Origin of the sequence: Mesorhizobium sangaii, assembly GCF_014207355.1 — a bacterium.
Classification (GTDB): Bacteria; Pseudomonadota; Alphaproteobacteria; order Rhizobiales; family Rhizobiaceae; genus Mesorhizobium; species Mesorhizobium sangaii.
Window position 1 is genome coordinate 1 of sequence record NZ_JACHEF010000007.1, and the last position, 26,557, is coordinate 26,557.

The following is a 26,557-nucleotide window of genomic DNA, read 5'->3' on the forward strand; positions in this document are numbered from 1 at the left end:
GTCACCGACAACGCATAGGCCGTCGTTCCGGCGCCGTCGGCGCCAAAGCTCGACGTCACCGTCACGATCGCCGCAGCGCTCGTTGCCGTCATCAGAGCCGGGTTCAGCACACCGTCCGTCGTCGAGCCGTTGTTGGTCTCGTCAAGCGTCACCGAGCTGCCGACAACCGCGCTCGTGATCGACGGGCCATCATCCAGGAAGGTCAGGTTGTTGCCGATATTCAGTGTCGCCGACTGATGATCGCCATCCTTGTCGGTGATCGTTGCGGTCAGCGTCACCAGATTGTCGGCGTTCAGGCTGACCGGCTCGTTCGGGTCCGTCGTCGGATGGACGACCGCCCGCTGCTGGTCGAGCGTCACATTGCCCGACGCATCGGTGCTGACCGTGAACACGATCACACCGCCGGCGCCCGCACGGCCGACCACCTGGCCAGCCTCGAGGCTCAGCACCACCGCCTGGCCGCTCGCCGTGTCGACCAGCCCGGTCGCGCCGGCGTTGAAGGCAAGCGCATAGGTGATCGTGCCGGCGCCATCGGCGCCATAATTGGACGTAAAGGCGCTGGCGAAGCTCTGCGTGTCGTTGGTCGTCAGATCCGTCTCGTCGACGCTCAGCGACGGCAGCTTCACATCGGCCAGCGCGACCGTCGGAGCATCGTCGTTGAAGGTTATGGTCAGCGCTCCCGGTGCCGTCGAGCCATCAGCGTCGGTGATCACGTAGCCGAGGTTGACCGTCGCATTATTCTCGTCGTTCGGACCCTGTGCCTGAAGCACGTTGTCGAGCAGCGTCACCGTGTAGGAGCCGGTGGCCGGATCGGTCACATGCACCGTGAACAGATCACCACGTGGACCTGTCGCCGTCAGCGTGTCGCTGGCGGCGTTCCAGCTGTAGGTGACGTTCTCCTGGCCGACCGTCCCGCTGGTGCCGTCCAGCGTCGCAAACGAGAAGCCGTTGGAACCGGCGCCGTCGCCGCCAACGCTGCCGCCCAGCGTGCCGTTGTAGGTCGCTTCGCTGGCGCTGAGCGGAACCTCGCCGGCATTGGCGTCGATGTCGCCCGCCGTGCTTGCCGCATTGCCGCCGGCAACCCCGTCATCATCGACCGCGGCCGCTGCCGTGCCGGTCGTCGGATGGTTGGCGTCCGTCACCGCAAAGCTGATGCCGGCCGTCGCCTTGTCGCCATCGCCGTCCGTCACGGTATACGTCGCCGAGGCCGCACCGGCTCCAATGACCGGACTGTTGGCGGTGAATGAATAGCTACCGTCGGCCTTGACCTTGATAAAGCCGTCGCCGATGTCGATCGCCTGCGAGTAGCCGTCGCCGCCGAAGACCAGGGCGGTGGCGCCAATATGCGTCACCGTGGCGCCGTCGGCGCCGGCGACGAAGTCCAGCGTGCCGGTGATGGTCGCGCCTTCCAGAACATTCTGCGAAGCCTCGGTCGTGGCCGTCGGCACGTCGTCGACGATGTTGACCGACAGCGTGCCATTGACGCTTTGCGCGTCCTGGTCGGTGAGCGTGACGGTGAAGTTCTCGAACAGGCTGTTGGTGCCCTGGACGGCCGGATGCGCCTCATTGTCGAGGAGCGTGTAGGTGTAGCTCACCTGACCGGTCGCGGCATCGTAGGCCGTCACCGTCAGCGTGTTGCCCAGCGCCGTCGTGAACGAGCCCGCCGTGAACGCGCCATTGGTGATGAAGGTGTGGCCGTCGATCGCCAGCGAGGCGATGCCGTCGGGCGAGGAAATGGCGAAGGTGCCGCCTTGCGTGGTGCTTTCCTTGGCAGTGTCGGAGCCGTCCGACTCACCGGATCCACGGTTGGCCAGCAGGTCATTTTCGTTGACGACGACGTCGCCGCCACCGGCTGCCGGCGTCAGGTCACCGATCGTCGGTGTCGAATTGCCGATCGAGATCGTCAATGTCGTATGCGACAGATCTCCGTCGCCGTCCTTGATCGTGTAGGTGAAAACGTCGTGGACGCCGCCAGGCGTGCCGGCATCGCGCACATAGCTGTAGGAGCCGTCCGCCTGCAGCGTCAGCGTGCCATAGGCGCCGTGGATCGGCGTGCCCAGTGTGACGCCGCTGTCCAGATCGGCATTGGTCGTGCCGGCGGCAACGCCCGCGACCTTCGCGTCATCGGCGCCCTTGGTGTCGGCGCCCGCCGCATTGCCGTCGCTGCCAGCGCCGCTGATCACATTGCCGCCTATAGGCGCGTGCGAACCCGCCGCCACCGCGTCGGTGTCGGCAACTGCCGTCGGTGCATCATCGATGATGTTGATGACCAGATTGCCGCCCGGGGCCGGATTGCCATTTGCATCCGTCACCGCGACCGGGAAGCTCACATTGGTGGCGTTGCCAGAGGTGTTGTCGAGAAGCGTGTAGGTGTAGTGGATGGTGCCGATGCCGGTCGCCGCATCGAAGACATAGCTCGCCGTCAGCGAGCCGGTCCCATCGGTGAAGGTCTGAGCCACATCGCTTAGCACATGGCCGTCGAGCGAGACCACCGACACGCCGTCAGGCGAAGTGAAGCCGATGTTGCCCGAGGTCGTCTCCGACGACGCGGACGCGTCCGACCCGGCGGGCTCACCGCCACGCGCCGGCAAGCCGGCCTCGTTGACTGTTGCCGATCCGATGAGGTCGATCGAGGGGGTGGAGTCTTTTTCCGCGACGCCAATCGTCAGCTCGCGCCGGTCCAGCAACCCGAACTGCAAGTCTGTCGGGGGCAACAGGGCCGAAAGACCGAACCCGTCGCCGATGCCGCCGGCGGGGATTTCGAAATTCCCGCCTGCACTGGGTGGCGAACCGCCCGGGCCGGCCGACATGGAACCGTCGGCGCCGAAGGCAACGTCGACATGGCTCGCCTCGAGCGCGGCGAGCAATGCAACGCGCGGCACCTCGACGTCGCCGATGACGAAGGTCGGCACGTTCAAGGCGCCATCCTTGATGACGATCACCGAGCCGTCGGCCTGCTCGAGCACAAGGTTGTGGCCGTCGACCTTGATGTTGTCGATGGAAACGTTGGAAGGAAGTTTCACGATGTTGCTGGCGTCAGCCACATATTCTTGGGGTGCCGTCGCCGCGGGTGCGTTTGCTGTCGCCGGCGCTTCCGGCTTGGCGGGCGCTCCGCCAACATCAACCGGCACCGGTTCGGCCGCTGCCGGCGCGGGCTGCTGGGTCGAAGTTGCTTGTGCGACCAGGATCTCCCCCGGCGATGCCTGACCATTGTGTTCGCTGGACGCGGAATGCTCGTTCAAGGAACCCGAAGAACTGTCCAACTCATTATTGGTGGTCATTGCTGAAACCCCTCCGACATTTCCCGGCAAGAGACATTGGCCACTTCTGCTTTGCAACAACCCCGCAATCTATTTCATATACTCCGATATGCTTGCCCCAGCATTTTTTGCGCGTTGGTAAACCTCGAACATATAACCTGATATATGCCGGCTTCCACGTAGCTCGCTTGCCGGAGGCTGGACCCGGTCTCTTGGTAAATAGAAGTATAAAATCAAATAAAATTTTAGATAAAATAGACAAAGCCACTTTTCGTAAAGTTATCTACCTTCCTTTCCAATAATTTGAGACAAGATTGGTAGCGTCCACAGTCAAAGGTGGGCGCTATGAAAAAAGAAAAAACAGTCCTGGGGAAAACCGGGCTCAAGGTGCTCCTGCTGACAATCGGCCTTGTCGGCCTGGCAGGACCATCGTTCGCAAATGCCGTTTCCGGGGAGGCTGCCACTACCGGCACGCCTCTGGAAAGGGTCCTGACACCGCCCTGTCTCGGCGGTGTTTCGCTGGCGAGGCCGCAGCCTTGGCAGCCTGCAGCTCCTTACCGGATCAGCATGGTTTTCGGCAGCTACGGCCCGGCATTTGCTGATCGCGGGGATGGCTCGTCGACGGAGCGCAGAGGTGCCGGGATAGATCCGGTGCAGACGGCATCGATCATTCCCGGCGTATTCGGATCGGTTGCCTTGTCCATGCGCAATTTCCCCGTCTCGGCTCGTTGGGCGCCCGTCTACCGGGCAATCACCAGCTGCTCGGCAGGCAGCGCCTGCGAGCGCAAGAGTGCGGCTTTTGCCAGCATGGTCTCCGCTGCCCAGGGCAAGGGGTTCAGCGAGAAACTGTCCTTCGTCAACAGCAGCGTAAATCACCTGATTGCCTACAGGAAAGACAGCGTCGTCTACGGCAAACTCGACTATTGGGCAAAGCCATCGGAAATTCTCGAACGGCGAGCCGGCGACTGCGAGGATTTTGCCATCCTCAAGATGACGGCTCTGCTGAGAGCCGGCATCCCAACGCAAAGCATGGCGCTCGTCGTTCTGCAGGACCGCAAGCGAGGCTTCTTTCACGCGGTGCTGTCGGTGAGCACAGGCAGCGGCACGTTCATTCTCGACAGCCTCAGCAACACCGTCGTGCGCGATAGCGATCTTCCCGACTACGTTCCGCTCTATTCGTTCAGCACGGACCGGGCCTGGATCCACGGCTCGAAACCGGGCGCAGCCCAGATGGCTGAGATCAAGGGCGGCTTCGCGACCGTCGCGCCGGGCGAAGGCTTTCAGCCATAGATTTCCCGGCAAGATCGGATGTCGCCAAAAGTGGTTTTGCGACAATGGTTTACATGAAGCCAGAGCGTGAGCGCATCGGCTGAATCCAGTTCAACGTGACGCGTTCTAGCCGCCGAAGACGAACGCCATCAGCAACTCCGGCTCGACCACCGGGGCCCGCACGACATTCAGATGACCTCGGTATCGACGTTCACCGGCGCCGATGACAAAGCCGGTAGCCACCGGCGCTTGGCCATTGGCGTCGAGCCGGGCGAATATGTCGGCTACATTGAGGTCCAGCGCCAGCTTGAGGTCATGACGCGCCTCATCGTTTGGGGCTATCGGCAACTGACGCTTGACCAGTTGCTGGAACGGCGCGTTGAACGTCAGGATCTTCTTCGACGATGCCAAGGCAAAGGCTGGCGACGGGCAGGCGACCACTATGGCGTTGATGGTGTTGATCGACGCAAGCCTTCGCAAGGTCAGGTTTTCTTCCCCCAAACCACGCATACAGGCCACCCTGATTGCGGATGTCAGGTTGCCTGTCTGTGCCTGGCTTTCGGCAATCTCATCGATGAGCATGCCGATCGTGCACTTCCTGCTTTCGGCCATCTGCTTCAGCGAGACCCAGAAGGCCCGTTCCAAACGGATGCCGCGTCGTACGCCGCCGCGTGCGACAACCCGAAATTCCAGCCCAAAATCCTCAGCCGTGACAGGAGGCAGCAGCCGCTCGTGACTTGGAAGAGGAGAGCTGGCGCTACCGCTCACTCATCGCCTCCTGACGTGCCTTGTTGATCGGCTTCAACAGATAATTCAGGATCGTCTTGCGCCCGGTCTTGATGTCGACGGAACATATCATGCCCGGGATGATCGAATAGGCCTTGCCGTCTCTTTCGAGTGTCGATTTGTCCGTCGACACGCGCACTTGGTAATAGGGTTCGCCTGTCTTCTGGTCGACCAGGCTGTCGGCCGTGATATTGGAGACCTTACCCTCGATGCCGCCGAAGATCGAGAAATCGTAGGCGGTGACCTTGATAAGTGCGTCTTGGTCCGGCCGGATGAAGGCGACATCTCGCGGTGAAACCCGCGCCTCGACCAAAAGGGTCTCGGAGGTCGGGACGATGCCGGCCACGACCGCTCCAGGCTGGACGAAGGCGCCGACCGTGTTCAGCTCCAGCGTGTTGACAATCCCATCCACTGGAGACCGGATATCCGTGCGCGCGACCTTGTCGGTTGCGCCACGTATGGTCTCATCGACCACCGAGAGATCGGCCAGCGCCTCCGTCAGGTCGCTCAGAGCTTCCTGCTGCAACTGCAGGCCGAGCTCGTCGACCTGAAGCTGGGCTTCCGTGATAGCCCCCTTGGTTTTCTTGATGGTTTCACCGGCGAGGTTCAACTGCCCTTGCAGTTCGGTATGCTCACGCTCGACGCGGATCTGCTCAGTCCTCGCCATCAGCCCCTTCTTGACCATGGAATCGACCAGCTCCTTTTCCTGGTCGCTAACAGCCAGATTCTTGGTGAGACGATCTAGATTGGCAGAGGCTTCGTCCAATTCATTCTGGCGCTGATCGAGGCGCGACTTGAGAACCGACAGCTTGACTTCGAAGTTTTCGCGGCGCGCGACGAGCAGCTTCTGCTCGTTTTCGCAGATTTCGGGCGCTGCCTTCTGGATCTCGGGCGGACAGGGAAATGCGCCTTCGAGATTGCCACTCTGCTCGAACTGGAGCCGCGCAATGCGCGCCTGCAAGGCTCGCGCCTTGGCCTGCTGCTCGCCAAGGCTGGAGGTGTTGAGCGTGTTGTCGAGACGGATGATGAGATCATTCTTCTTCACGACCTGGCCAATCGTCACTGCGATTTCCTGGACGACACCGGCTTCGCTCGCCTGAATGATCTGGGTCTTGGAAGCGGGTATCACCTTGCCGTCGCCTCGCGCGATCTCATCGACTTCGGCAAAGGCTGCCCAGGCGACAAAAACAACGAAAAGCGCTCCTATGATGAATATGGACGCCGACGCAAAGAGCGGCGGCCTATCTTCCCTGGCAAGCATTTCCTACGCCCCAACGCATTGGATGCATTCAATTCGTTCTGTCAGGCGCTTGTTTTCTGCAACGCCTGTATAACTTGGTCCTTCGGTCCGTCAGCAACGATCTTGCCCTGCTCGATAACGATCAGGCGGTCGGCCAGTTCAAGCATGCTGAAGCGATGTGTGGACACGATCAACGTGGTGTCGCGGTCAAAGGCGACCTTGAGCTGCTTTATCAACTGGCGTTCCGATGCGAGATCCATCGAGCCCGATGGTTCATCCAGAAAGACGATTTTCGGCTTGGTCAGCAGCAGGCGTGCGATCGCCACCGTCTGCCTCTGGCCGCCTGAAAGATTGGTGCCACGCTCGCCGACATTCATGTCGTAACCACGCGGATGGCGTGACACGAAATCGTCGACGCCAGCCGCCTTTGCCGCTTCGATGATTTGCTCATCGGTAGCCTCCGGGCAAGCCATCAGGAGATTTTCCTTGATGGTGCCCGAGAACAGATCGCCAGCCTGCGCAACGATGCCGACAGCGGCGCGAACCTCTGACGGGTGATACTGGCGAATATCGATCCCATCCAGCAGCAGCTCACCGGAGGTCGGCAGGAACAGCCTGCCGACCAGCCGACCCATCGTCGTCTTCCCTGATCCTATGCGACCGATGATGCCGATGCGCTCTCCCGGCTTCACCGTGAAATTCAGACCGGTCAAAACCTCGTTTTCCGAACCGGGATAGACAAACCCGACATTCCTGAACGCCATCGCCCCGTTGCGAATGGGTCGGTTGACGAAACCCACCGTGTCCGGCCGGTCCTCCGGCTGATCCATGATCGAGTTCACCATCCTCAACGAAAGCATGGCCTGGCGAAACCGGGACAGCGTGATGGCGATCTGGCCGAGCGGCGCCACCGCCCTGCTCGCCAGCATGACCGTTCCTATGATTGCTCCTGTCGAGACATGTCCTTCCGAGAAGGCGTAGGCGCCGGCCACGACCAGGGCGACGGTCACCAGTTGTTGTATCGACTGGGTTATGTTGCCTGCGGCCGCCGAGAGCTGCTTGATCTTCTCGGACGTGTTGGCGGCGTTCTTGGAATGCTCTCCCCATTTTCGCAGCAGATACGCCTCGGCGCGCAGCGATTTGATCGTCTCCAGCGTGGAAATGGATTCGACCAGCAGGGCCTGGCGTTGCGAAGCTTCGTTCATCGAGGCGGCGACGCGCTTGCCGATGCGGCGCTGGGTAATCAAGCCGACGATGACGGACATCACAAAGGCCAGCGCCGGTATGATCACCAGCCAGCCGCCTATCGCATAGATGACGAGAAGAAAGACGAAGACGAATGCCGTGTCGATGAACACGCTGATCGTGTTCGAAGTGAAGAACTCTCTGACGAACTCATATTGCGTGACTCGGTTCGCGTATTCGCCGGTCGAGCCGGGACGCGCCGACAGTGACGAGTTCAGCACTTTTTCGAACAGAAGATACGATATCCGAACATCCGCCTTCCGCCCGGCATAGTCGATCAGGGAGGCCCTGGCCGTCTTCAGAAGCAGATCGAACAGGATGACGGCACCGATGCCGATGGCCAGAACCCACAGTGTGGATATTGCCTTGTTCGGCAGGATCCTGTCGTAGACGTTCATCGTGAAGATGGGTGAGGCGATGGCCAGAACATTGATGAATATCGCTGCAAGGACGACTTTCGAATAGGTGCGCCAGAAGGCGCCCATCGTCCCCGTCAGCCAATGGCGCCTTTCGATCTTCTGCGCCGAGCCGACCTTCATCGCTTCGGTGGCATTGGCGTAGGTGATCGAGAAGGACGCGCCGCCGCTGATATAGCTGGCAGCCAGCTCGGATCTGCTGATCGTGGTGCGGCCGTCCTCCTGGGGCGCGGTCAGGTATTCGCCCGGCTCGATCTCCGCGAGCAGGGCGACAGGCAACTGGCTGGCGCGAAACAGAATGGCGGGAAGATCGACGCGTCCGCGCAAGAAATCGCGATGACTGACGTCCTTGACCTCGAGGCCGATGCGCTCGGCAAGGTGCCGAATATCCTCTACCTCAATTCGCGTCTCTGAAATCGGCACCCCGGCAAACAGCACTGTCTCGGCGCTCGGCCTGCCAAGATAGCCGGCGACCGCTGAAAAGCAGGCTTTGAATGCCTCCTTGGGGGAGAGGATGTTGGGTTGCTGGTTCACGATATGCCCGTAAGGACCCTCGCTGGACCCTGCACCGTCCTACTTCTTCCTCACTGGCGCAAGGATATCGAAAGGCAGGTCGTTCTTCTGCTCCGATGGTGTCCGCGCATAGGTCTCAGTGTCCGCGGTTTCTGGTGCGTTAAACTCGGATCGTGCATAGGCCGTCGCTTGCTTTGCCGGCTGAAGACCCATCGTTTTCAGCAATTGACCTGTCGCAGCCAGAAGCCGGTATTGGGCGAACAGCGATGCATAGGATGCTGTGTCCGCCAGCGTTGCCGTGTTGAACCGCGTATTCTGCGCATCGAGCACGTCGAGCAGCGATCGTTGCCCTACCTTGAATTGCTCGCGGTAGGACGAAACCAGCTTTTCACTGGAAGCGGCTTGCAGCCTGAGCGTCTTTGCAAGGTCGGCTTGCCGGAAACGGCGATCCCATGACGTGCGGACAGCCTCCTCGATTTCACGCAAGACCTGGTGATAGGCAAGCCGCTGTTCGCTGGCACGGCGGATCTGTTCCTGTTCATTGGCCTTGTCTATGCCGCCTCGATAAAGGTTCCAACGCAGCACCAGACGCGCCTGCAGGTCACTGGCGTCGCCATTGTCGCCGTCAATGTCATACCCTCCCCTGGCACGGCCTTCGGCCAGGACTTCGGGGCCGTATTTCGCCCGGGCCGCATCCACCATGGAAGCAGCAGCGGCGATATCGCTGGTGGCCATGTGAACGCGTGGATTGTTCTGTCGTGCCAGGCCCAGCGCATCATCAAGTGACCTCGGCAGTGCGGCGGCGACATCACCAGGCCTCGATGCATCGACCAGCGGCTTCCCGACGGTCTTGAAGAACCGGATCCTGGAGGCTTCCAGTTCTTCGGTCGCCTCCTGCATGCGTGCCTTGGCTGCGAACAGACGCTCTTCGGCCTGCTGCCGGTCGGCCTCGTTCAGCGCCCCGCCCGAGATGCCTTGCCGGATGTCGCCGAGTATCGCCTGATGGAAACCCAGGTTCTTCTTGGCTTCGGCGACGATCGAAGCCTGCAGCATGTATTCAAGATAGTCCTGGACGACCGACAGACCGATGAATTCCGAGCGCTCCAGCACCCGGAAGGACGCTCCGTCGACCCGCGATGCCTGGCGGTTCAATTCCGCCCGCCGCGCTCCGCTGTCGAATAGCTTCTGTGTAACCACCAGATCCGCTTCTGCCGGATAGAGCGAATCGTCCTCTATCGACAGTGAGCGCCGGGACGAATTGTCGAGGCGACGAACTCCGGCCGATGCCTCGACATCGACACTTGGAAGATAAAGGCCCTTGGCCTGCCGCAATTCGAACTCGATTGCTTCGCGGTTTTCAATTGCCTGTCCAATCTCGGGATTGGATTCCACAGCAACAGCCATCGCCTCCTTGAGCGTGAGCGCATGAGCACTCGCGCAGGTCAGCATTGTAGCCGCCATCAAAAGACCAAGGCGCTTGCCGACGGCCGAGATGCTTGTTTTATTCATATAACCCACCCTAAAGTTTCCCCCAGCACCCTTATTCGCGAGCGCTACACCAAGCCAAGGCCTGCCTCCGAGAACTATCCACAGTTTCACGAAATGTGTGAGGAATTATTGAATTAGCTGCTGCTAAATCGATGATTCAGGCCACAAGATTGTTAAATGTAACAAAAATGGCACATAAGCATAGACCCCCTGCGATCGTATCCTGACGCTGCCAAGTGGGGAAAAGGACAAAAAACGGAAGGTGGTTAACCAAGGCGCGGAGAATCAAGCAGGGACAGCCGCTATTTGCGACCAAACCGAAGGCAGATCGCTGTTACAGCAGTTTTCGGGGGGTCAAGGATTGATTGAGTGAACGGACTGCGTTTCTCAACGTGCGTTTAGCGCAGCCATGCGGTCGAGCGCCGAGGTCAGGCCGCCAAGCGACACCGGAAATGTCAGCTGGGTCTCCGCATCCGTCGTGACATTGAGCTTCAGCACCGAGCCTCTTCTCATCTTTGCAAGCGTCGGCGGATCAATGGAAAACACCGCGATGCAACCCGTCGGCAGGCAGGTCCTGAACCGCTGCTGGGACAATGGCGGCTGATCGTCTATCTGGGGCGTTATGCCGGCATCGAGCAATATGCCGAAGGGCAGAAGCAGGGTGGCCGTTGCAGAACCATCCGCACGCCTCTGAAGCTCCACGGCAAGAAGCCTTTGGCCGTTCTGCTGAACCTGGTCCTGCGAAAGCGAACAGGTCTTTGCATTCTCCCGAACGGAGCAGGCAACGCTCCAGTCCTGGAAGACTTCGCGCAGGGACGACGGTCCATCTGGAAGAGCCCCCTTCTGCTGCGCCGACGCGGGCGATATCAAAGAGAATAGGACTGCCTCGCATGTGGAGACGGCCTTGAGGCCACGCTTCATGTACAGACCCACTCGCGGATCTTGCATTTGTCTCCTGCCGCCTGGCAGGCCTGCAAGGCGAGGTCTTCCGCTTCCCGGCGGGTCTGGGCAGACTTTGCGCCCCACGGCGTGAGCCGGTCGGCTGCCTTCTCGGCCACGGCCAGCGCACCGCAATGATTGTAAGGGAAGCCGGTCTGGTCGTCGTCATCCCAATGGCGGTGATTGCGGAACACGGCGACGACGGTGCAGTTCTGTCCGCCCGCGTTCTCGCAATGCTTGAGCGCGGTGTCCGACGCCTCTTGCCGCTTGTCGGCGCCCCAGAAGAAGCCGTATTTTACATCGGCACTGGAATAGGCGATCGCCGCCCAGATGCCTTTCTCCTGCTGAGGTGGCGGAGCAGGCAATGCCAAGAACAGTAGCCACAGATCCCGATCTCATCGTCAGCAATCCTCCGCAGGGTTAATGCATGTCGCCCAAAAGTGGCCCCGGTTTTGGGACAACGACATGCATAAAAACAAAGACCTAAAACGCGTCGCCCGAATCCCTTTCGACGCGACGTGCTTTAGTGCCATGGCTTCGCCTTCTTACTTCGCCGCCGAAGCAACGGAGATCACCACGCAGCTGTTGCCTGTCGGCAGGAGAAGGGCTTCCCCCGCGTTGCCGCCAAGCTCGTAGACCTCGACCCGGCCGAGGTGGTCGGTGATCTTGCTGCCTCTGGGAAGAATGGACGGGATGTCGGTGCAGGGGCTGGCGAACGGCGCCACCCGCACCATCGCCCCCTCGCAACCCGAAGCGGTGGGCGATGCGAAGACGACGCCGGCGGCCGGCCCGCTATATCGTTCAGTCGCATAGTCCATGCCGACAAAGGCCTGGACAGCGTGTTTGTCGGCGGCCTGGTCGTTCCACAATGATTTGACGCTGTATTTCGTGCCGGTCGTCAAAATCTGTCCGAGCACCGGAAAGATCGTCGAACAGGCCTGCACGCCGGCTTGCTTGACGTGCTGTAGGAAGGGCGTGTCCGGAAGCGCCAGGTTGGCTGTCTCGGGCTGCGCGGCCGTCGCGCTGCCGACCAGGTTGGTAATCGCGGCATAGTTCCCGGCGACGAAGCCAAGGCCCGCCACGACCAGCGCCAACAGTGAAAATCCGAGGAGGCGCGGCCACCGCCGCCGCGCGGGTTCGACGAGTCTGCGCCTATCCGCCTCGACGGCCGGGCTGCTTCGTTTTGCGGACGTCAACTGGTCCTGCTGGCTCATGATGCTGCCCCGGTTATTTGACTGGCGAAAGGGCGTCTGTCAGCCCCTTGAGTGTTGCGGTCACGGTGATCGTCTGGCCGTCGACGGTCGAGTAGGAGATCGCCGGCGTCGCATTCTGCGAGATCTGTTGGCGCATCACGGGCCCCACCGGCAACATCCCGACACAGACCATTTCGTTGCAGCCGTTCAGGTGAACGTCGATCGCCTCGCTCCGCCCCTCGAACTTCAGCGACACCAGGCCGTCGCTCTTGGCGTTCGGCGCGGTGCGCAGGATCATGTACGGCTTGCCGTCCTGCGTGGCGGCCAGCGACCAGCTGAAGGCCATCTTGCCGGACGTGTCCTCGATGACCTGCGAGACATTGCAGACCTTCTTGCGAGCTTTGAGGTTCTCGTCGCAGATCAGTGTCCAATTTCCGAAGGGACGGATGGTGCGCTGGTAGTCCCCAAGCTTCACTTCGGGAGGCACCGCCACGTCCGAGGGCTTGATCCTGTATTGCGAGGCAACCTGCCCGGCAGCCGGCGCGAGCCCGCCGCAAAGCGCCAGGCAAGTCAGCACGGCAAAGCGGGCAAGGCTGGTTTGCCTGTTCATTCCCGCCTCAGTTCAGTGTGAAGCTGAGGCCGGCGCCAACACCGACATGTCCCCCCGCGGCCGTGCCGGACAGGTTGCCACGGATGCGGCCATCCTCGCTGGTGTAGCCCGCACCGAAGGCAAAGGCGCCGGCGTCCCGCCAGAAGCCGCCACCCGCCGCGACGCTCAGCTTTCCGGGACGGTCATCGTAGCGCAGCGAGGCGGCGGCGAGCCCGATCGCTGCCGCCTGCCGTGCCTCGTCACGTATGCCGCTGATATCCTGATTGAGCTGGCTCAGCTTCTGGTCGGTGTAATCATTGGCCTGCTGCAAGGTCGTGACGGCCACTTTGTCGGTGTAGTCGTTGGATGCATCGATGGCGTAGGCCACACGGTTGTCGGTATAGCTCTTGGTCTCGGTTATGCCCTTGTTCAACTGGTTGACATTGACCGCATCGGTGCCGGCGACACCGGGACCGACATTCGAGATGACCACCGGCGCGTTCACGTCTCCGCCCTGCAGCGTGATGCTGTTCTTTTTGCTGCCGTCCGGATTGGTGTCATACACCACCGCATTCTGGGTGAGGTTTCCGACGCCGTCTTTCAGGTCCTCGATCGCCGTGTTCGTGGCGAAAAGCTGGGAGCCGTTTACCGCGTCGGTGCTGCCGGCCGAAACACGCCCGGCGGCGACATTGGTGATCGTCCTTTCGGCGCCGGCGGCGCCGACGCTGACGGTTCCGGCCGGAGCCGTCCCGGCATAGGCATAGGTCTTGCCGTTGATGGTGGTGCTGGAGGTGCCGACCGCGGTCTGCGTCACCGAGCCCGAGCCCAGCGCCACGTCATTGGCATTGTTGGCCTTGGCGCCCTGGCCGAGCGCCACGGCACCTTGGCCCGTGGCTGTCGAACCATTGCCGGCGGCAAGGCTATTGGTGCCACTGGCCACGCTGGCTGGTCCGATAGCCACGCTGTCGGTGCCGCTGGCGGTCGAATCGGCCAGCGTCGAATTGGCGTGGAAATATTTGATGCCGGCGCCATTGTTGATGTTGGTCAGCGCATTATTGACGGCCGTGAACCCGTCATAGACAGTGGAGTAGGTGTTGCCCTGGATCGTATAGGTCGGCCCGGTGATCGAACCGTCGGGATTGACCGTGGTGCTGCCGCCGAACAGGTTGCTGATGTTTTGCGACACACCGCGAAGCTGCGAGACGTTGACGGCATCGGTGTTGGCCGAGCCCGCCGCGACGTTGGTGAGCTTGCGTTCGGCTCCCGCGCCGCCGATCGACACCTCGCCGACCGAGGTCTGCGGGGCGGTGAGCGCAAAGGCCGTGTAGCCGGCCTGAGCGCCGACCGTGGTGACGGACTGAGCGCCCAGCGCGACGCTGTTGACGAAGGTGCTGTTGGCGCCGGCGCCGAGCGCCACCGACTGGATGCCGGACGCCAGTGAATTGGTGCCGAGCGCCAGTCCGTCGGCGAGCATGACATGGGCGTTCTGGCCGATGGCCGTTCCGCCGGGCGCCGTCTGGTCGACGATGGCGCCGTTGCCGATGCCGACACCATTGTCGCCGTTGACGACCGTCGTCGGGCCGACAGCAACCGACTCGGCGCCCACCGCGAGCGAGTCGCCGGCCGTCGAATTGGCATGGAAATACTTGGTCGACGTCGCCGAGACCGAGGCGATCACCCCCTGCAGCTGGCGCACGGTGACTGCATCCTGCGCTTGCGTGCCGTCGGCCACATTGGTGATCTGGCGGTAGGACGTGGCGGTGCCGACCGACACGGCGCCGAGCAGCGTCTTGTCGGTGGTGTTGTACTGGATGAAGTTGGATGAACCGGCCGCTATCTGGCCGGTGGCGGGCGCCACGGCCCGGTCGGACACGGAACCCGAACCAAGCGCCACGCTGCCGTCGATGCTGGCCAGTGTGCCGCGGCCGAGCGCCAGCCCGCTGGCGCCGGTCGCGGTCGCCTGGTAGCCGACAGCGGTGGAACCGACCCCTTGCGCGAAGGAATCGGTTGGCGCCAGTCCGGCCTCGTTGGTGCGGGCGTAGCGGATACCTATGCCGTTGGCGTCGGTATAGGCGGTCGAGGTGTCGCCGGCGATGTTGTTGATCGTGTTGCCAAGATTGGTGATGGAGCCGCCGATATTGGCAATGGCCGTGGTGTTGGCGGTCACCTGCTGGTTGGTGGCGAACAGTTGCGAGCCGTTGACCGCGTCGGTCGAGCCGCCATTCAACTGTCCGGCCGCGACGTTCTGGACCTGGCGCTCGGCCCCAGCCGACCCGACCGAGAAGGCGCCCGCCGGAGTGCCGCCGGCAAAGGTGTAGGCAGTGCCGCCGATCGTGGCTCCGCCGACATTGGTCGTTGCTCCTGACGTCGAATTCAGGCCGATCGCCGCATCGCCGGCATTGTTGGCCACGGCGTTGGGTCCGACCGCGACGGAATTCGTTCCAAGGGCCTGGGAATCCGGCAGGGCCGAATTGGCGTGGAAATACTTGATGCCGCCGCCGACATTGATGTTGTTGACGACGGCGCCGATGGCATCGACCGCCTGGTTGGTGGCGAAGAGCTGCGAGCCGTTGACCGCGTCGGTCGACGTCAAGCTGATCCGCCCCGCCGCCAGATTGGTGAGCGTGCGCTCCGCACCTGGCGCGCCGATGCTGACCGTCGAGGTCGGATTGGTGCCCTGGAAGGCATAGGTCGTGCCGTTGACCACGGCGCTTGCCGTGCCGACCGCCGCCGTGGTCACGGAACCGGAGCCCAGCGCCACGTCGCCGGAGCTTGCGGCCGCGGTAGCGCCGTTGCCCAGCGCGACATTGCCTGCGAGGCCGGCGGCACCAGCAGTCGAGCCATTGCCCAGGGCAACAGAGCCCTGCCCGATCGCCTTGTTGTTGTTGCCGATGGCGACAGCGCCCGCCGCCATATTGGCCGCGGTGGCGCTCGCCGTGCCATCGCTGTTGGCGATGTTGTTGGCGCCGCCAGTAAAGGCGCCGGTGCCGCTGGCATAACTGGGATCGCCGATGGCGACCGCGCCGTCACCAAAGGCTGTGTTGCCGGAGCCGATGGCGACGGCCGCGCCGCCATCGGCGTTCGCGCCGGTGCCGATGGCGACGGAGTCGGCGGTGATCGCGCCAGCGGCGGTGCCGATGGCGATGGCATTCACGTCGAGTGTCACCGCGCCCGCTCCGAGCGCTGTCGAGGCCGCTCCTGTCGCGGTGGCCGTTACACCAATGGCGATGGAACTATCGCCTGCGGCAGTGGCCACACGGCCACCGGCGAACGCACGGTTCCCGCTTGCCTTGGCGCTGTCACCAACCGCGGTGGAGTTCGCACCCGTCGCGCTGGACTGGAAGCCCACGGCGCTCGATTCGGTGCCGCTGGCTACGGTGCCGATGCCAAGCGCGCTGCTGCCAGGTCCGCCGGCGTTGGCGCTGACGCCGGCAGCGAGAGAATTGTTTCCTGCCGCAGTTGCTCCGGACCCGAACGAGGAGGCGTTTGCGCCGCTGGCGACGGCGACGTTACCAACCGCTGTGCTGGCGGTGCCACTCGCAATTGAGGTGGTGCCCATGGCGATGGCGTCTTGCGCGCTCGCATTGGCTTGCTTGCCGACCGCCGTGCCGTCTACACCGCTCGCAGTGGCGCCCAGGCCCAGCGCACTAGCGTTCGCGGCGGTCGCCGCGGCGTTGTTGCCGAGTGCGGTGGCGGACACGCCCGTGGCCTGGGATCCCGAGCCAGCCGCGACCGAGCCGATACCGCTCGACACAGCCTGGTTACCCAGCGCCAATGCGAAATCGGCCGAAGCATTGGTGCTGGAGCCGAGCGCTGTCGCGTTCAGCCCTGTCGCGCTGGCCGATTTGCCCAAGGCAACGGCACTATCCTTGTTGGCAACAGATGCCCAGCCTCCGGCGAACGAAAAGTTGCCGCTGGCCAAGGAGCTGGTGCCGACGGCAGTGGAATTGCCTCCCGAAGCGACGGAGAAAGTACCCAAGGCGTTGGCGCCAGCCGCTATGGCTTGGGCCTGAACACCGAGCGCTACGGAATTGACGCCGTTTGAGATCGTGCCTTGGCCCAGAGCCATAGCGCCGCCTGTGCCTGTGGCCTGTGCGTTCAGGCCGAGAGCCACCGCATATTGCGCCGACGAAACGGATGAACGTCCTACCGCGATAGCGTCGGCCTGGGATGCCGTGACATCCGTACCGATGCCGATTGCGCTCGTCGCAGTACTACCTGTTCCGGCCACGGTTCGTGAGCCAAGATAGATGGAGTTGATCTGGGAGGCGAGCGACTGGAAGCCGATCGCAACGGCATTCTGGGCGCCCGCGCTGGCATTGGTGCCCTCAGCTATCGAGTCGGCTCCGTTTTGCACGGCTCCGGATCCAAACGCGATACCGCGTATCCCGTTCGCCGTGCCACCGCCGCCGAAAACCTGTGCTGATGCCGGCGTGGCGATGCCGCCCAATACGATCGCACCCAGCGCCGCCGCCAGCGCCCTGCCGCTGCCGAGCATGCCGAGTCCGGATCCCTTGCGGCGCATGCCGAGCACGCGATAGGCCATTCGCAGCACCGCCATCAGGCGGCGGCGGATCGAGCGCGAGCCATGATCGGCGCCGGCGATCCAATGCCCGGCGAAATGCCCTGCCTGACGCTGAACAAACGCACCGTTCGAAATGAGATTGTCGGTCATGGTCCCTCTCCGCTGGCCGACATGGAAATGTCAGACAATTCCAGCTCAACGCAGGAAGACATGATTCCGGCCTGCCGTATTTCAGGAAATTGCTGTCTCGTGAGAAAAGAGGGGAGCAACTCGGCGGGAGTTAACAGTTAGTTACTTTAGTTCACGCTTGGATAAGCGACAATTGAACAACATTTCGGATGATGTTTTGCTTATTTTTTTGAACTAACCTTACTCTGGCGCGCCTGCAATGGCGTTGTTTTCCGATATTTCTTCATCATGGTGGTAAAGTGGCTCTGGCTCGAAAACCCGCTCAAATGTGCGACGTCCGCGATCGTCATGCGGTTGTCGGCAAGCAGCCTTTCGGCGAAGGCCAGCCGCAGATCGAGAACGTACTGATGCGGCGGGGCGCCGAACGTCCTGGAGAAAGCCCGCACGAAGTGATAGGGCGACAGCCCGCAAACCGCAGCCATCTCGGCAAGCGTCAGCTTGCGCGCAAAGTTCTCGTTCAAGAATTCCTGCACCTTGCGTGCACTGCGTACGGAAAGCCCGCCTTTGACGTTCAATGCCGGCTGTCGCGCCGCATCTGTCCCGGACGTCCATCCCGGGGGATCATCATCGCGCCGCATTTTTCGGCCTCCTGATACCTCCCCGATGCACATCAACCTGACGGCGAATTGTCCGTTCCCTCAAGCAAACAATTCGTGATCGATCGAACTGACTTATGACACAGAGCATGGGCACATTCGTGATGGACGTATCTTGGAAAATTCCGGAATCTTTGTAGGAAATTCCTGTCTTGGGTGACTGAGCAGCAGCTGTCGCCGCCTTGCCACACCAATGTATGTCGCTCGTTCTCAATGCGGCGTGCGGCTTTTCAGTTTCTGGCGGAAGCATATGCGGTCCTGGGTGTTCTTCCCCTGTACTTCTTCATGGGCGCCAAATGGCTTTGGTTCAAAAATCCCGCCAGATAAGCGACTTCGGCAATCGCGAGTTCACCATCGAGGAGCAGCTTTTCCGCGAAGTCCAGACGTAGGTTGATCATGTACCGATGTGGCGGCATCCCGAACGTCGTGGCGAACCTTGCTATGAAATGATTCGGTGAAACTCCTGCGACCGAGACGAGTTCGGCGACCAGTATTTTTCGCACGATGACGGCGTTCTCCCTGGTCGCCGACCAGGCCAGCCTGCTGTCCACACCCGCCGGGTTGATGACGGGGCAGCCGACAGGCGCATGATACTCCGTCAGCCTGTCGCTGCCGAGCGAAGCGCGCAACTTGGCTGCCGGTGCCAGACACAATCCCAACCGAATGTTCCCTGGCCTGGAACGTCTGCGATCCAGGACCGCGGCGGACGGAGTGTATCACGCTGCCCTGGGCCGTGGCCTTTCTGGGACCCGCACTTTCGGCGATGATGTCCAGAACGTGTCGTGTCGTTTGGTCTCGATCGACGCCGCGGGAATCGCCGCTCCCCCGAGCCTCGTCTGGGTATTTCATTCCGCCTCGCCTGCGTTGCCGCCGCCTGAAAGCCCCTCCGCGTCAACCCGCAATCAGCGTATCGCGGCGGCCGGGGATAAGGAAGAACATTGTATACAACCGGAAAATTATGTTCTGGATGAAAGGCAAAGCAGGGATTGCTAAAGGAAGAAGCGAGGATTTTTGTTTCAAATGGCAAGGCCTTTTCCAGCCGCGCATTGCATCTGATGGCATGAGCGAGGCATGCCTTTCCAGTGACTTGGGAGGAATTGAAAATATTCTCTTCAGCTACGCGTGAGCTCGGAGCCATGACGCGGCATGGGGTCAGCCTGTTCGTCGCGCTTGGCTAGGAATCACCGCGACGCTTTTCGTACAAATCCCACGCAAGTTCCACAAAACCCAGAAGGACATCCTCTTCGTCCCACCCGGCAGCCACCGCCGCCCGGACGATTTCGCGGATGTGAGGCAGCAATCGGCTCTGACATTCAGCCGCCAGGTCGACGGCGTCACCCACAGGAGGTCCATCGAAGTTGAATTCCATCATGCGGCGCTCCCCTCGCCATCGATCGATGTGTTACATCGTCAATTTCATTTCTGCTGATATACAACGACTCCGGAACCAAGCATAGGAAGCCTGGAGAACCGAAGCGGCGCGGGGACGACGCCAGGTCACGCGATCTCTTTGCTTCGCCAGGATTCTATCGGAGCTCGATCGGTTCGAACTCTTGGCTTCATTCGGATCGACCGTCTCATGCACGCCGACGCGACCGCGCCGTGAACTAGATGTTCTCGCGAGTGTAGACCTCGAAGGGCAGGATCGTCGTGAAGTTGCCGCCTTCGTTCGGGGCCGAGACGGCGCGGACCATGCCGGCCAGCGCTTCCTGTGCGATGCGCGCCAACGGGTGCGAAATGACGAAGGTCAGTGTGCCGTCGAGAAGTGCGGCGCGGGTCGTGTCCATCAGTTCATAGCCGACGACGACGACGCTGCCGGCCCGCCCGGTGGACCGCAGCGCCGCTATGGCGCCGGTGATGCCGCCGCCGGCGACATAGAGGCCAGACAGATCCGGATTTTCGTTCAGGAGCTTTTCGGTCATTTCCTGGGCGATGGCGCTGGATTCGAAGGTCAGCTGGGGCTCCAGCAGCGTGAAGCCAGGAGCATGTTCGCGGAAATAGGAACGGAAGCCGCTCTCGTTCATCTCCTGGCAGCGGTAGCGATGGTTGCCGACCAGGATGCCCAGTTTGCCGGGCGCCCGGCAGACATGCTCGAACACCCAGGCCGCCGTGCGCCCGACCTTCCAGCCATCCAGCCCGATGTAGGGAACCTGGCCTGTCGCCGATATCTGCGAGATCAGTGCGAACACCGGCACATTGCGATCATGCAGCGTGTCCACGGCCTGGGTGACGAGCGGATGGACCGCGGCGACCACGCCAACGGCGTTGCATTCCGCGCCCAAGGCCAGCATGCGCGAGGCGACGTTCTGCGGCGACAGATCGTCAAGAAACTCGGTGCGCAGCTCTATCTCGCAGTCAGGCATCGTCGGCGCCACCGCACGTATCGCCTCGGCAATGTTGCGGTAGAAGGCGCGGCCGGGCTGATGCAGCAGGAAGCCGAACCGGTAGCGCGGCCGGGCGGCCGCTATACGGCTGCGCAGCGCGCCCATGCCGTAGAAACCGATCTGCTCCGCCGCCAGCATGACGCGCTCGCGCGTGCCCTGGCGAACGGCGCCCGAGCCGCTCAGCACCCGATTGACGGTGGCCACCGAAACATTGGCCTCGGCGGCAACATCCTTGATCGTCGGCCGCTTGTTCTGATCCATTTCGTCTCATCAGCCCGTAGCATTTGATACGAAGATATCATTCGCCAGGCAGTCCTGAGACGAATGATACAATTCATTTGGAATAAACATTCTATTCTTGATTCATTTTGGATCAAGATGTTTATCTCGGGCAGAAGCAAAGAAGGCGCAAGCACCGCCAGCCCAGGGATAGAAGCAGCACAGCGCAGACAAGGTTCTGACCCTCCGCCCAACGGCGGTGCGAGGCAGCGTGCGCGTGCGAGCCATCCCAGGCACCGCGGGTGGAGGATCCGGGATGGACGATCTCAAATACGGCGTGCGCGACAAGCGCGGCGACTGGAAGCCGAACGGGCGCATCGAGGCCGTGCCGTTGTGGAATTGGCCACCGAGGCTGCCGAAGATCCTGGCGTGGCTGCCCGGTTATATCTGGCCGTGGAATGCCTTCCACATGGCAACCGCCCTCCTCTACTGGTTCTATGTCGTCCCCGGCGTCGAGACGATGAAGACGCTGAGCTGGGGTTGGGCGCTCTGGCTCTACGCCGTCAACGCCGGGGCGATCCTCGTCTTCTACGGCATTTTCGAGCTGCGCTATTACGTAAGGCGCTCGCAAGCGACACGCTTCAAATACAACCACAAATTCCCCGCCGATGCGCCTTCCGACGTGTTCTGGTTCCAGAGCCAGAACCTCGACAACTTCCTGCGCTCGTTCTTCATCACCATCCCACTATGGACGGTGGTCGAAGTCATCTTCCTGTGGTGCTTTGCCAATGGCTACGTGCCGTGGGTCGGCTGGCAGGACCACCCCGTCTACCTCGTCGCGCTGGTGCTGGTCGCACCGGCCATCCATGAGGTGCATTTCTTCTTCATCCACCGTCTGATCCACTGGGGTCCGCTCTATCGCTGGATCCACTCAGTCCACCACAATTCGATCAATCCGTCGCCCTGGTCGTCGCTGTCGATGCACCCAGTGGAAGGGTTCCTCTATCACGCGGTCGCCTTCTGGCACCTGGTCATCCCATCAAATCCGATCGTCGCACTGTTCCAGCTGCACGTCGCCAGCTTCGGTGCCGTCAACGGCCATCTCGGCTTCGAAAAGCTGGAACTCACGCAGGACACAGCCGTATCGAGCCACGCCTACGCGCATTACCTGCACCATAAATATTTCGAGGTGAACTACGGCGGCGACGGGCTGATCCCGCTCGATCGATGGTTCGGCACCTTGCATGACGGCACCAGAGAGGGCGACGCCATGATGGACGCCCGGTTCCAGAAAAAGAAGGAGCGCATGAACGCCAGGGCGTGACCGACGCCGGGCGAAGCATTGATCACGCGACGCACCGGGAGGGGAGCGTTGAGACGAAGTTTTCCAATCCGTCTGATGACGGCAACCGGGAGGAAATGAAATGAACCATATCACGAAGCTTTTGACCGCGATGATGACGGCGGCCGTGGTGGCCACAGGTGCCACGGCCGCAATGGCCGATGGAGCGAAAATCTTCGTCATCGGCGGCAAGGCGGACGACCCGTTTTGGTCGAAGGTCAAGAAGGGTGCGGACGACGCCGGCAAGGTCACCGAACTGACCGGCGGCTCGGTGACCTGGCTCGGCCCGCAGAACTACGACAATCTCGGCCCGGATGCGGCCAAGCTGATCCGCACCGCGCTCAGCCAGAAGCCGAGCGCCATCGTCGGCCCGGACTGGGTACCCGAGGCCATGGATGACGCCTTCAAGGAAGTCGTTGCCGCCGGTGTGCCGCTCATCATCTACAATTCCGGCGGCATGGACGCAGCCAAGCGGCTCGGCGCCATGAACTATGTCGGCAACGAAGAATACGCGGCCGGTCTCGGCGGCGGCGCCTATTTCGGCAGCCATGGCGCCAAGAATGTGCTGTGCGTCAACACCTTGCCGGGCTCCACCAACACGGAAGACCGCTGCAAGGGCATCGCTGACGCCATCGCCAAGAGCGGCGGCAAATCCACCCAGCTGCCGCTGCCCTCATCGAGCTTCGGTAACCCGACCGCGGTCGCCGAGGCAATCAAGGCCGCCGTGCTGAAAGACAACACACTCGACGGCCTTATCACCATCAGCGCCGGCGACGCCAACAGTGCGGCCAACGCCATCACCCAGGCCAATCTTGGCGACAAGGTCAAGCTCGCTTCCTTCGACATGGACGAAACCGGCCTGCAGCGCATCAAGGACGGCACGCAGATGTTCTCGATCGACCAGCAGCCTTACCTGCAGGGCTATCTCGCGGTGTCGCTGCTCAACGGCTTCGTCAACTATGGGCTCGACCTGCCGACGAAGCCGGTGCTGACCGGACCGGGGATCGTCGACGCCGCCAATGTCGACGCGACAATGGGTGGCGCGGCGGCCGGCGCCCGCTAACGCACCGCCGCACCTTCTCCCCTTGTGGGAGAAGGTGGATCGGCGCGCAGCGCCGAGACGGATGAGGGGTGTTCGACGGATCACCGTCCTCGCCAAGCTGGAACACCCCTCATCCGTCGCCTGCGGCGACACCTTCTCCCACAAGGGGAGAAGGGGGAGCCACGTTTCAAGCCATAACGCCAGGGACCACTTCGATGACATCCCAAGCCCATGACCAACCCGCCGTGGTAGCGACTGCGCTACCCGCCCCGCATTCCTCGATGCCCTCGATCGGCAGCCTCGTGCGGCGCCCAGAGGTCGGCTCGCTGATCGGCATGATCGCCGTGCTGGTCTTCTTCTCGATCTTCGGCGGCGCCAACTTCATGTCGGCCGGCGGCGCCGCCAGCTGGCTCAACGTCGCCTCGGAACTCGGCATCATCGCTCTCCCGGTGGGGCTATTGATGATCGCCGGACATCTCGATCTCTCTGTCGGCTCGATGATCCCCGCCAGCTCGATGACCATTGCCATCATCTCGGGCCACTATGACCAGCCGATCATCGTCGGCATCCTCGCCGCGCTCGGCCTCGGGCTGGCCGTCGGCTTCATCAACGGGGTCCTGGTGATCCGCACCAAAGTGCCGTCCTTCGTCGTCACCCTGGCGACGCTGTTCGCGTTGGCTGGATTGACGCTTGGGCTTTCGATCATCCTGTCCGGCAGCACCAGTGTCGCGCTGAAGAGCGGACCGATCGCCAAGCTTGTGCTTGGCGACTATCTCGGTGGCAAATTCCAGGTGACCCTGTTCTGGTGGATCGCCATCGTCCTGATCGTCGGTTTCATCCTGAACTTCTCGCGCTTCGGCAACTGGATCCTGGCCATGGGCGGTGACGCGGTCAGCGCCCGCAATGCCGGAATCCCGACGGATCGGGTCACCATCGCGCTGTTCATGAGCAGCGGCCTGTGCGCGGCCTTCGTCGGCATGTCGCAGGCTATCCTCTACAACAGCGCCCAGGTGGCCGCAGGGCAGTCCTTCATCTTCAACTCGATCATCGCGGTGGTCATCGGCGGCGTGCTGCTCACCGGCGGCTACGGTTCGGTGGTCGGCATCGTGCTTGGCACGCTGACCTTCTCCATCGTCAACCAGGGCATTTTCTACACCGGCTTCGATGCCAACTGGGCGAGCCTGATCATCGGCGTCCTGTTGCTGGCGGCCGTGCTGATGAACAACACCTTCCGCACAATGGCGCTGACCTACGCGCCGCGCACCAAGTCGAGGGTCCGCTGATGACCACGCCCTTGCTCAGGCTGACCGGGATCAACAAGTCGTTCGGACCGATCGACGTGCTTCACGACATTTCGCTGGAGGTCAACAGAGGCGAGGTGCTGTGCCTGCTCGGCGACAATGGTGCCGGCAAGTCGACGCTGATCAAGATCCTCTCCGGCGTCCATAGACCGACATCGGGCACGATGGAAATGGACGGCAAGGCAGTCGCCTTCGACAGCCCGCGCGACGCCAGCGACCACGGCATCGCGACGGTGCACCAATTCGGCGGGACGTTCCCGCTGATGAGCATCGGCCGTTCCTTCTTCGTCGGCGCCGAGCCGACACGGCGCTGGGGACCACTCACTATCTACGACCGCAAGCGGGCTAATGAGATCGCCGTCACCGAGATGCGCCAGCTCGGCATCACCCGCATCGACGACGGCGATCGCCTGGTCGGTGGACTGTCCGGTGGTGAGCGTCAGGCGCTGGCGATCGCGCGCGCCGTGCATTTCGGCGCCAGCGTGCTGATCCTCGACGAGCCGACCGCGGCTCTTGGCGTCAAGGAGGCGGCGCATGTCCTGCGCATTGTCCTGCAAGCACGTCGCAAGGGCATCGCGGTCATCTTCATCACCCACAATGTCGTCCATGCCCTGACCGTCGGCGACCACTTCGCCGTCCTCATCAGGGGCGCCAAGGCCGCCGACTTCCGCAAGGGCGAGAAAAGCCGTGAAGCGATCACCGACCTGATGGCAGGCGGCGAGCAGATGGCTGAACTCGAAGCCGAGATCGAGAGCTTCTCGGCGGCTGACGACAGGCAAGCGCCGCGCGACGCGAGCCATGCGTGAACCCAGTGAAGACGCCCATCTCCTCCTCCCGGGCATCTTCCTGTGCGGCCGGCGGAACGCGTGGTTCCGCCGGCTGTCTTTTCGACCAACCCAAGAACAGACTGCAGGGCGACAATGGCAAAGTGGATTGATGCGTGTGCGGCCGACAATATCGAGGAAGAGGACGTTATCCGCTTCGATCACGAGGGCCGGACATTCGCCATCTACCGTAGCCCCGACGATGCGTTCTTCTGCACCGACGGGCTGTGCACGCATGAGAAGGTGCATCTGAGCGACGGGCTGGTTATGGAATACAGGATCGAATGCCCCAAGCATAACGGCGTGTTCGATTACCGGACCGGCGAAGCGCTGCGCGCACCGGTCTGCGTGAACCTTAAAACCTACAACACCAAGGTCGAGGACGGCCGCGTGTACATCGAGGTCTGACATGTCCGATACCTTCACCCTCGCGGCTTGCGCCGAAATGCTCTGGCGCGACCGGCCGATGGAATGGCGCGTGCGGCGCCTCACCGAAATGGGCTTCCAGGTCGGCCTCTGGAACTGGCCCGATCACGACCTCGCAATGCTCGAGAAATCCGGCGCGACCTTCTCGATCATGAACGGCTATCTGCGCGGCCGTCTCTCCGATGACGAGGGCGCCGCGGAACTGCTGAAGACAGCGAAGGAGACCGCGGTGGTCGGCAAGCGCCTCGGCGTCGCGCGACTCAACCTGCACGGCACCGGGTTGGGTGACGGCGGCCCGCCGGTCGCGCCCTGTGAGACCGTCACCGGCGCGATGTGGCTCAAGGCACGCGACACGCTGAACCGTATTGCCGACCTTGCCGAGGCCGAAGGCGTGACATTCACGCTGGAGAATTTGAACCTTCCGGTCGACCATCCCGGCGTGCCTTTCGCACGCGCCGAAGACACGCTTGCGCTGGTGTCTGATGTCAACCGGCCGGGCTTGCGCCTCAACCTCGACCTCTACCATGCGCAGATCGGCGAAGGGAATTTGATCGAGCTGTGCCGCGCCTGCCTGCCCTGGATCGGCGAGGTCCAGGTGGCCGATGTGCCGGGCCGAATGGAGCCCGGTACCGGCGAGATCAACTATCGCGGCATCGCCCGCGCGTTGAAGGATATGGGCTACCGCGGGCCGGTGGGCATGGAGGCGTTTGCCTCCGGTGACCCCGAGGCAGCACTGCAGGCCTTCCGTGAAGCTTTCACTGTCTGAGGAAC

22 protein-coding genes are annotated in these 26,557 nt (G+C 62.2%); 8 read left to right on the plus strand and 14 right to left on the minus strand.

The window, feature by feature from the left end; genetic code table 11:
• Positions 1-3,281, minus strand: a 3,281-nt coding sequence (locus tag HNQ71_RS27675; RefSeq protein ID WP_246462179.1) for a DUF5801 repeats-in-toxin domain-containing protein, incomplete at its 3' end; no start/stop codon positions are given.
• Between the two features lie 324 nt (positions 3,282-3,605).
• On the opposite strand from HNQ71_RS27675, the gene HNQ71_RS27680 reads away from it, so the two are divergent.
• Entirely contained in the window at positions 3,606-4,550 is a 945-nt protein-coding gene (locus HNQ71_RS27680; RefSeq protein ID WP_184876399.1) for a transglutaminase-like cysteine peptidase, read from the plus strand.
• A gap of 105 nt (positions 4,551-4,655) precedes the next feature.
• On the opposite strand, the gene HNQ71_RS27685 is transcribed toward HNQ71_RS27680, so the two are convergent.
• The 11 genes from HNQ71_RS27685 to HNQ71_RS35065 form a co-directional block, all read right to left on the minus strand.
• On the minus strand, positions 4,656-5,297 hold the full coding sequence (locus HNQ71_RS27685; RefSeq protein WP_184876401.1) for a ribbon-helix-helix domain-containing protein: 642 nt from the start codon (positions 5,295-5,297) through the stop codon (positions 4,656-4,658).
• Positions 5,287-6,576, minus strand: coding sequence for an HlyD family type I secretion periplasmic adaptor subunit (locus HNQ71_RS27690; RefSeq protein ID WP_095084456.1), 1,290 nt, complete (start codon positions 6,574-6,576; stop codon positions 5,287-5,289). The genes HNQ71_RS27685 and HNQ71_RS27690 overlap by 11 nt, the downstream gene beginning before the upstream one ends.
• A 41-nt stretch (positions 6,577-6,617) precedes the next feature.
• Positions 6,618-8,750, minus strand: coding sequence for a type I secretion system permease/ATPase (locus HNQ71_RS27695; RefSeq protein WP_184876403.1), 2,133 nt, complete (start codon positions 8,748-8,750; stop codon positions 6,618-6,620).
• Positions 8,751-8,789: 39 nt separating this feature from the next.
• Complete coding sequence (locus HNQ71_RS27700) at positions 8,790-10,238, minus strand: TolC family protein (protein ID WP_184876405.1); 1,449 nt, start codon at positions 10,236-10,238, stop codon at positions 8,790-8,792.
• A 366-nt stretch (positions 10,239-10,604) separates the two neighbouring features.
• Positions 10,605-11,138 carry an invasion associated locus B family protein gene (locus tag HNQ71_RS27705; RefSeq protein ID WP_184876407.1) on the minus strand — a complete coding sequence of 178 codons (534 nt, stop codon included), beginning with the start codon at positions 11,136-11,138 and terminating at the stop codon, positions 10,605-10,607.
• Positions 11,135-11,527 carry a DUF4189 domain-containing protein gene (locus tag HNQ71_RS27710; protein WP_246462180.1) on the minus strand — a complete coding sequence of 131 codons (393 nt, stop codon included), beginning with the start codon at positions 11,525-11,527 and terminating at the stop codon, positions 11,135-11,137. The genes HNQ71_RS27705 and HNQ71_RS27710 overlap by 4 nt, the downstream gene beginning before the upstream one ends.
• 174 nt (positions 11,528-11,701) lie before the next feature.
• Positions 11,702-12,370, minus strand: coding sequence for a hypothetical protein (locus HNQ71_RS27715; RefSeq protein WP_184876409.1), 669 nt, complete (start codon positions 12,368-12,370; stop codon positions 11,702-11,704).
• A 13-nt stretch (positions 12,371-12,383) separates the two neighbouring features.
• Complete coding sequence (locus tag HNQ71_RS27720; RefSeq protein ID WP_184876411.1) at positions 12,384-12,959, minus strand: invasion associated locus B family protein; 576 nt, start codon at positions 12,957-12,959, stop codon at positions 12,384-12,386.
• 7 nt (positions 12,960-12,966) lie between these two features.
• Complete coding sequence (locus HNQ71_RS27725; RefSeq protein WP_184876413.1) at positions 12,967-17,613, minus strand: YadA-like family protein; 4,647 nt, start codon at positions 17,611-17,613, stop codon at positions 12,967-12,969.
• A gap of 200 nt (positions 17,614-17,813) precedes the next feature.
• Positions 17,814-18,230, minus strand: coding sequence for a helix-turn-helix domain-containing protein (locus tag HNQ71_RS27730; RefSeq protein WP_246462181.1), 417 nt, complete (start codon positions 18,228-18,230; stop codon positions 17,814-17,816).
• A 248-nt stretch (positions 18,231-18,478) separates the two neighbouring features.
• Positions 18,479-18,877 (minus strand): helix-turn-helix transcriptional regulator, encoded by a 399-nt coding sequence (locus tag HNQ71_RS35065; RefSeq protein ID WP_246462182.1) that lies wholly within the window; start codon positions 18,875-18,877, stop codon positions 18,479-18,481.
• Between the two features lie 338 nt (positions 18,878-19,215).
• Here HNQ71_RS35065 and HNQ71_RS27740 point away from each other — a divergent pair, with 338 nt between their 5' ends.
• Positions 19,216-19,374, plus strand: a complete 159-nt coding sequence (locus tag HNQ71_RS27740; RefSeq protein ID WP_184876417.1) for a hypothetical protein — start codon at positions 19,216-19,218, stop codon at positions 19,372-19,374.
• Between the two features lie 48 nt (positions 19,375-19,422).
• Here the strand turns inward: HNQ71_RS27740 and HNQ71_RS27745 are convergent, their stop codons facing one another.
• Together HNQ71_RS27745 and HNQ71_RS27750 are read right to left on the minus strand one after the other, a co-directional pair.
• Positions 19,423-19,620 (minus strand): hypothetical protein, encoded by a 198-nt coding sequence (locus tag HNQ71_RS27745; protein ID WP_184876419.1) that lies wholly within the window; start codon positions 19,618-19,620, stop codon positions 19,423-19,425.
• 235 nt (positions 19,621-19,855) lie between these two features.
• The gene (locus tag HNQ71_RS27750) at positions 19,856-20,893 is read right to left on the minus strand and encodes a LacI family DNA-binding transcriptional regulator (protein ID WP_184876421.1); all 1,038 of its coding nucleotides are present in this window, start codon (positions 20,891-20,893) and stop codon (positions 19,856-19,858) included.
• A gap of 274 nt (positions 20,894-21,167) precedes the next feature.
• Between HNQ71_RS27750 and HNQ71_RS27755 the strand changes: the two genes are divergently transcribed.
• The 6 genes from HNQ71_RS27755 to HNQ71_RS27780 all read left to right on the plus strand — a co-directional run bounded on the left by HNQ71_RS27755 (position 21,168) and on the right by HNQ71_RS27780 (position 26,552).
• A complete protein-coding gene (locus HNQ71_RS27755; RefSeq protein WP_184876423.1) occupies positions 21,168-22,175 on the plus strand; it encodes a sterol desaturase family protein in 1,008 nt (335 codons plus the stop codon).
• Between the two features lie 100 nt (positions 22,176-22,275).
• Positions 22,276-23,256 (plus strand): sugar ABC transporter substrate-binding protein, encoded by a 981-nt coding sequence (locus HNQ71_RS27760; protein WP_184876425.1) that lies wholly within the window; start codon positions 22,276-22,278, stop codon positions 23,254-23,256.
• 260 nt (positions 23,257-23,516) lie between these two features.
• Positions 23,517-24,518 (plus strand): ABC transporter permease, encoded by a 1,002-nt coding sequence (locus tag HNQ71_RS27765; protein WP_184877119.1) that lies wholly within the window; start codon positions 23,517-23,519, stop codon positions 24,516-24,518.
• Positions 24,518-25,342 carry an ATP-binding cassette domain-containing protein gene (locus HNQ71_RS27770; protein ID WP_184876427.1) on the plus strand — a complete coding sequence of 275 codons (825 nt, stop codon included), beginning with the start codon at positions 24,518-24,520 and terminating at the stop codon, positions 25,340-25,342. Before HNQ71_RS27765 ends, HNQ71_RS27770 begins: the two co-directional genes overlap by 1 nt.
• Before the next feature lie 114 nt (positions 25,343-25,456).
• Positions 25,457-25,768 carry a MocE family 2Fe-2S type ferredoxin gene (locus HNQ71_RS27775; protein WP_184876429.1) on the plus strand — a complete coding sequence of 104 codons (312 nt, stop codon included), beginning with the start codon at positions 25,457-25,459 and terminating at the stop codon, positions 25,766-25,768.
• Between the two features lies 1 nt (position 25,769).
• Complete coding sequence (locus HNQ71_RS27780) at positions 25,770-26,552, plus strand: hydroxypyruvate isomerase family protein (protein WP_184876431.1); 783 nt, start codon at positions 25,770-25,772, stop codon at positions 26,550-26,552.
• Positions 26,553-26,557: the final 5 nt, after the last annotated feature.

Coding starts and splice junctions, on each gene's coding strand:
- HNQ71_RS27755 (WP_184876423.1), top strand. CDS start 21,168: ATGGACGATCTCAAATACGGCGTGCGCGACAAGCGCGGCGACTGGAAG.
- HNQ71_RS27730 (WP_246462181.1), bottom strand. CDS start 18,230: ATGCGGCGCGATGATGATCCCCCGGGATGGACGTCCGGGACAGATGCG.
- HNQ71_RS27700 (WP_184876405.1), bottom strand. CDS start 10,238: ATGAATAAAACAAGCATCTCGGCCGTCGGCAAGCGCCTTGGTCTTTTG.
- HNQ71_RS27720 (WP_184876411.1), bottom strand. CDS start 12,959: ATGAACAGGCAAACCAGCCTTGCCCGCTTTGCCGTGCTGACTTGCCTG.
- HNQ71_RS27680 (WP_184876399.1), top strand. CDS start 3,606: ATGAAAAAAGAAAAAACAGTCCTGGGGAAAACCGGGCTCAAGGTGCTC.
- HNQ71_RS27780 (WP_184876431.1), top strand. CDS start 25,770: ATGTCCGATACCTTCACCCTCGCGGCTTGCGCCGAAATGCTCTGGCGC.
- HNQ71_RS27725 (WP_184876413.1), bottom strand. CDS start 17,613: ATGACCGACAATCTCATTTCGAACGGTGCGTTTGTTCAGCGTCAGGCA.
- HNQ71_RS27765 (WP_184877119.1), top strand. CDS start 23,517: ATGCCCTCGATCGGCAGCCTCGTGCGGCGCCCAGAGGTCGGCTCGCTG.
- HNQ71_RS27775 (WP_184876429.1), top strand. CDS start 25,457: ATGGCAAAGTGGATTGATGCGTGTGCGGCCGACAATATCGAGGAAGAG.
- HNQ71_RS27770 (WP_184876427.1), top strand. CDS start 24,518: ATGACCACGCCCTTGCTCAGGCTGACCGGGATCAACAAGTCGTTCGGA.
- HNQ71_RS27750 (WP_184876421.1), bottom strand. CDS start 20,893: ATGGATCAGAACAAGCGGCCGACGATCAAGGATGTTGCCGCCGAGGCC.
- HNQ71_RS27715 (WP_184876409.1), bottom strand. CDS start 12,370: ATGAGCCAGCAGGACCAGTTGACGTCCGCAAAACGAAGCAGCCCGGCC.
- HNQ71_RS27745 (WP_184876419.1), bottom strand. CDS start 19,620: ATGATGGAATTCAACTTCGATGGACCTCCTGTGGGTGACGCCGTCGAC.
- HNQ71_RS27740 (WP_184876417.1), top strand. CDS start 19,216: ATGAAAGGCAAAGCAGGGATTGCTAAAGGAAGAAGCGAGGATTTTTGT.
- HNQ71_RS27690 (WP_095084456.1), bottom strand. CDS start 6,576: ATGCTTGCCAGGGAAGATAGGCCGCCGCTCTTTGCGTCGGCGTCCATA.
- HNQ71_RS27760 (WP_184876425.1), top strand. CDS start 22,276: ATGAACCATATCACGAAGCTTTTGACCGCGATGATGACGGCGGCCGTG.
- HNQ71_RS27705 (WP_184876407.1), bottom strand. CDS start 11,138: ATGAAGCGTGGCCTCAAGGCCGTCTCCACATGCGAGGCAGTCCTATTC.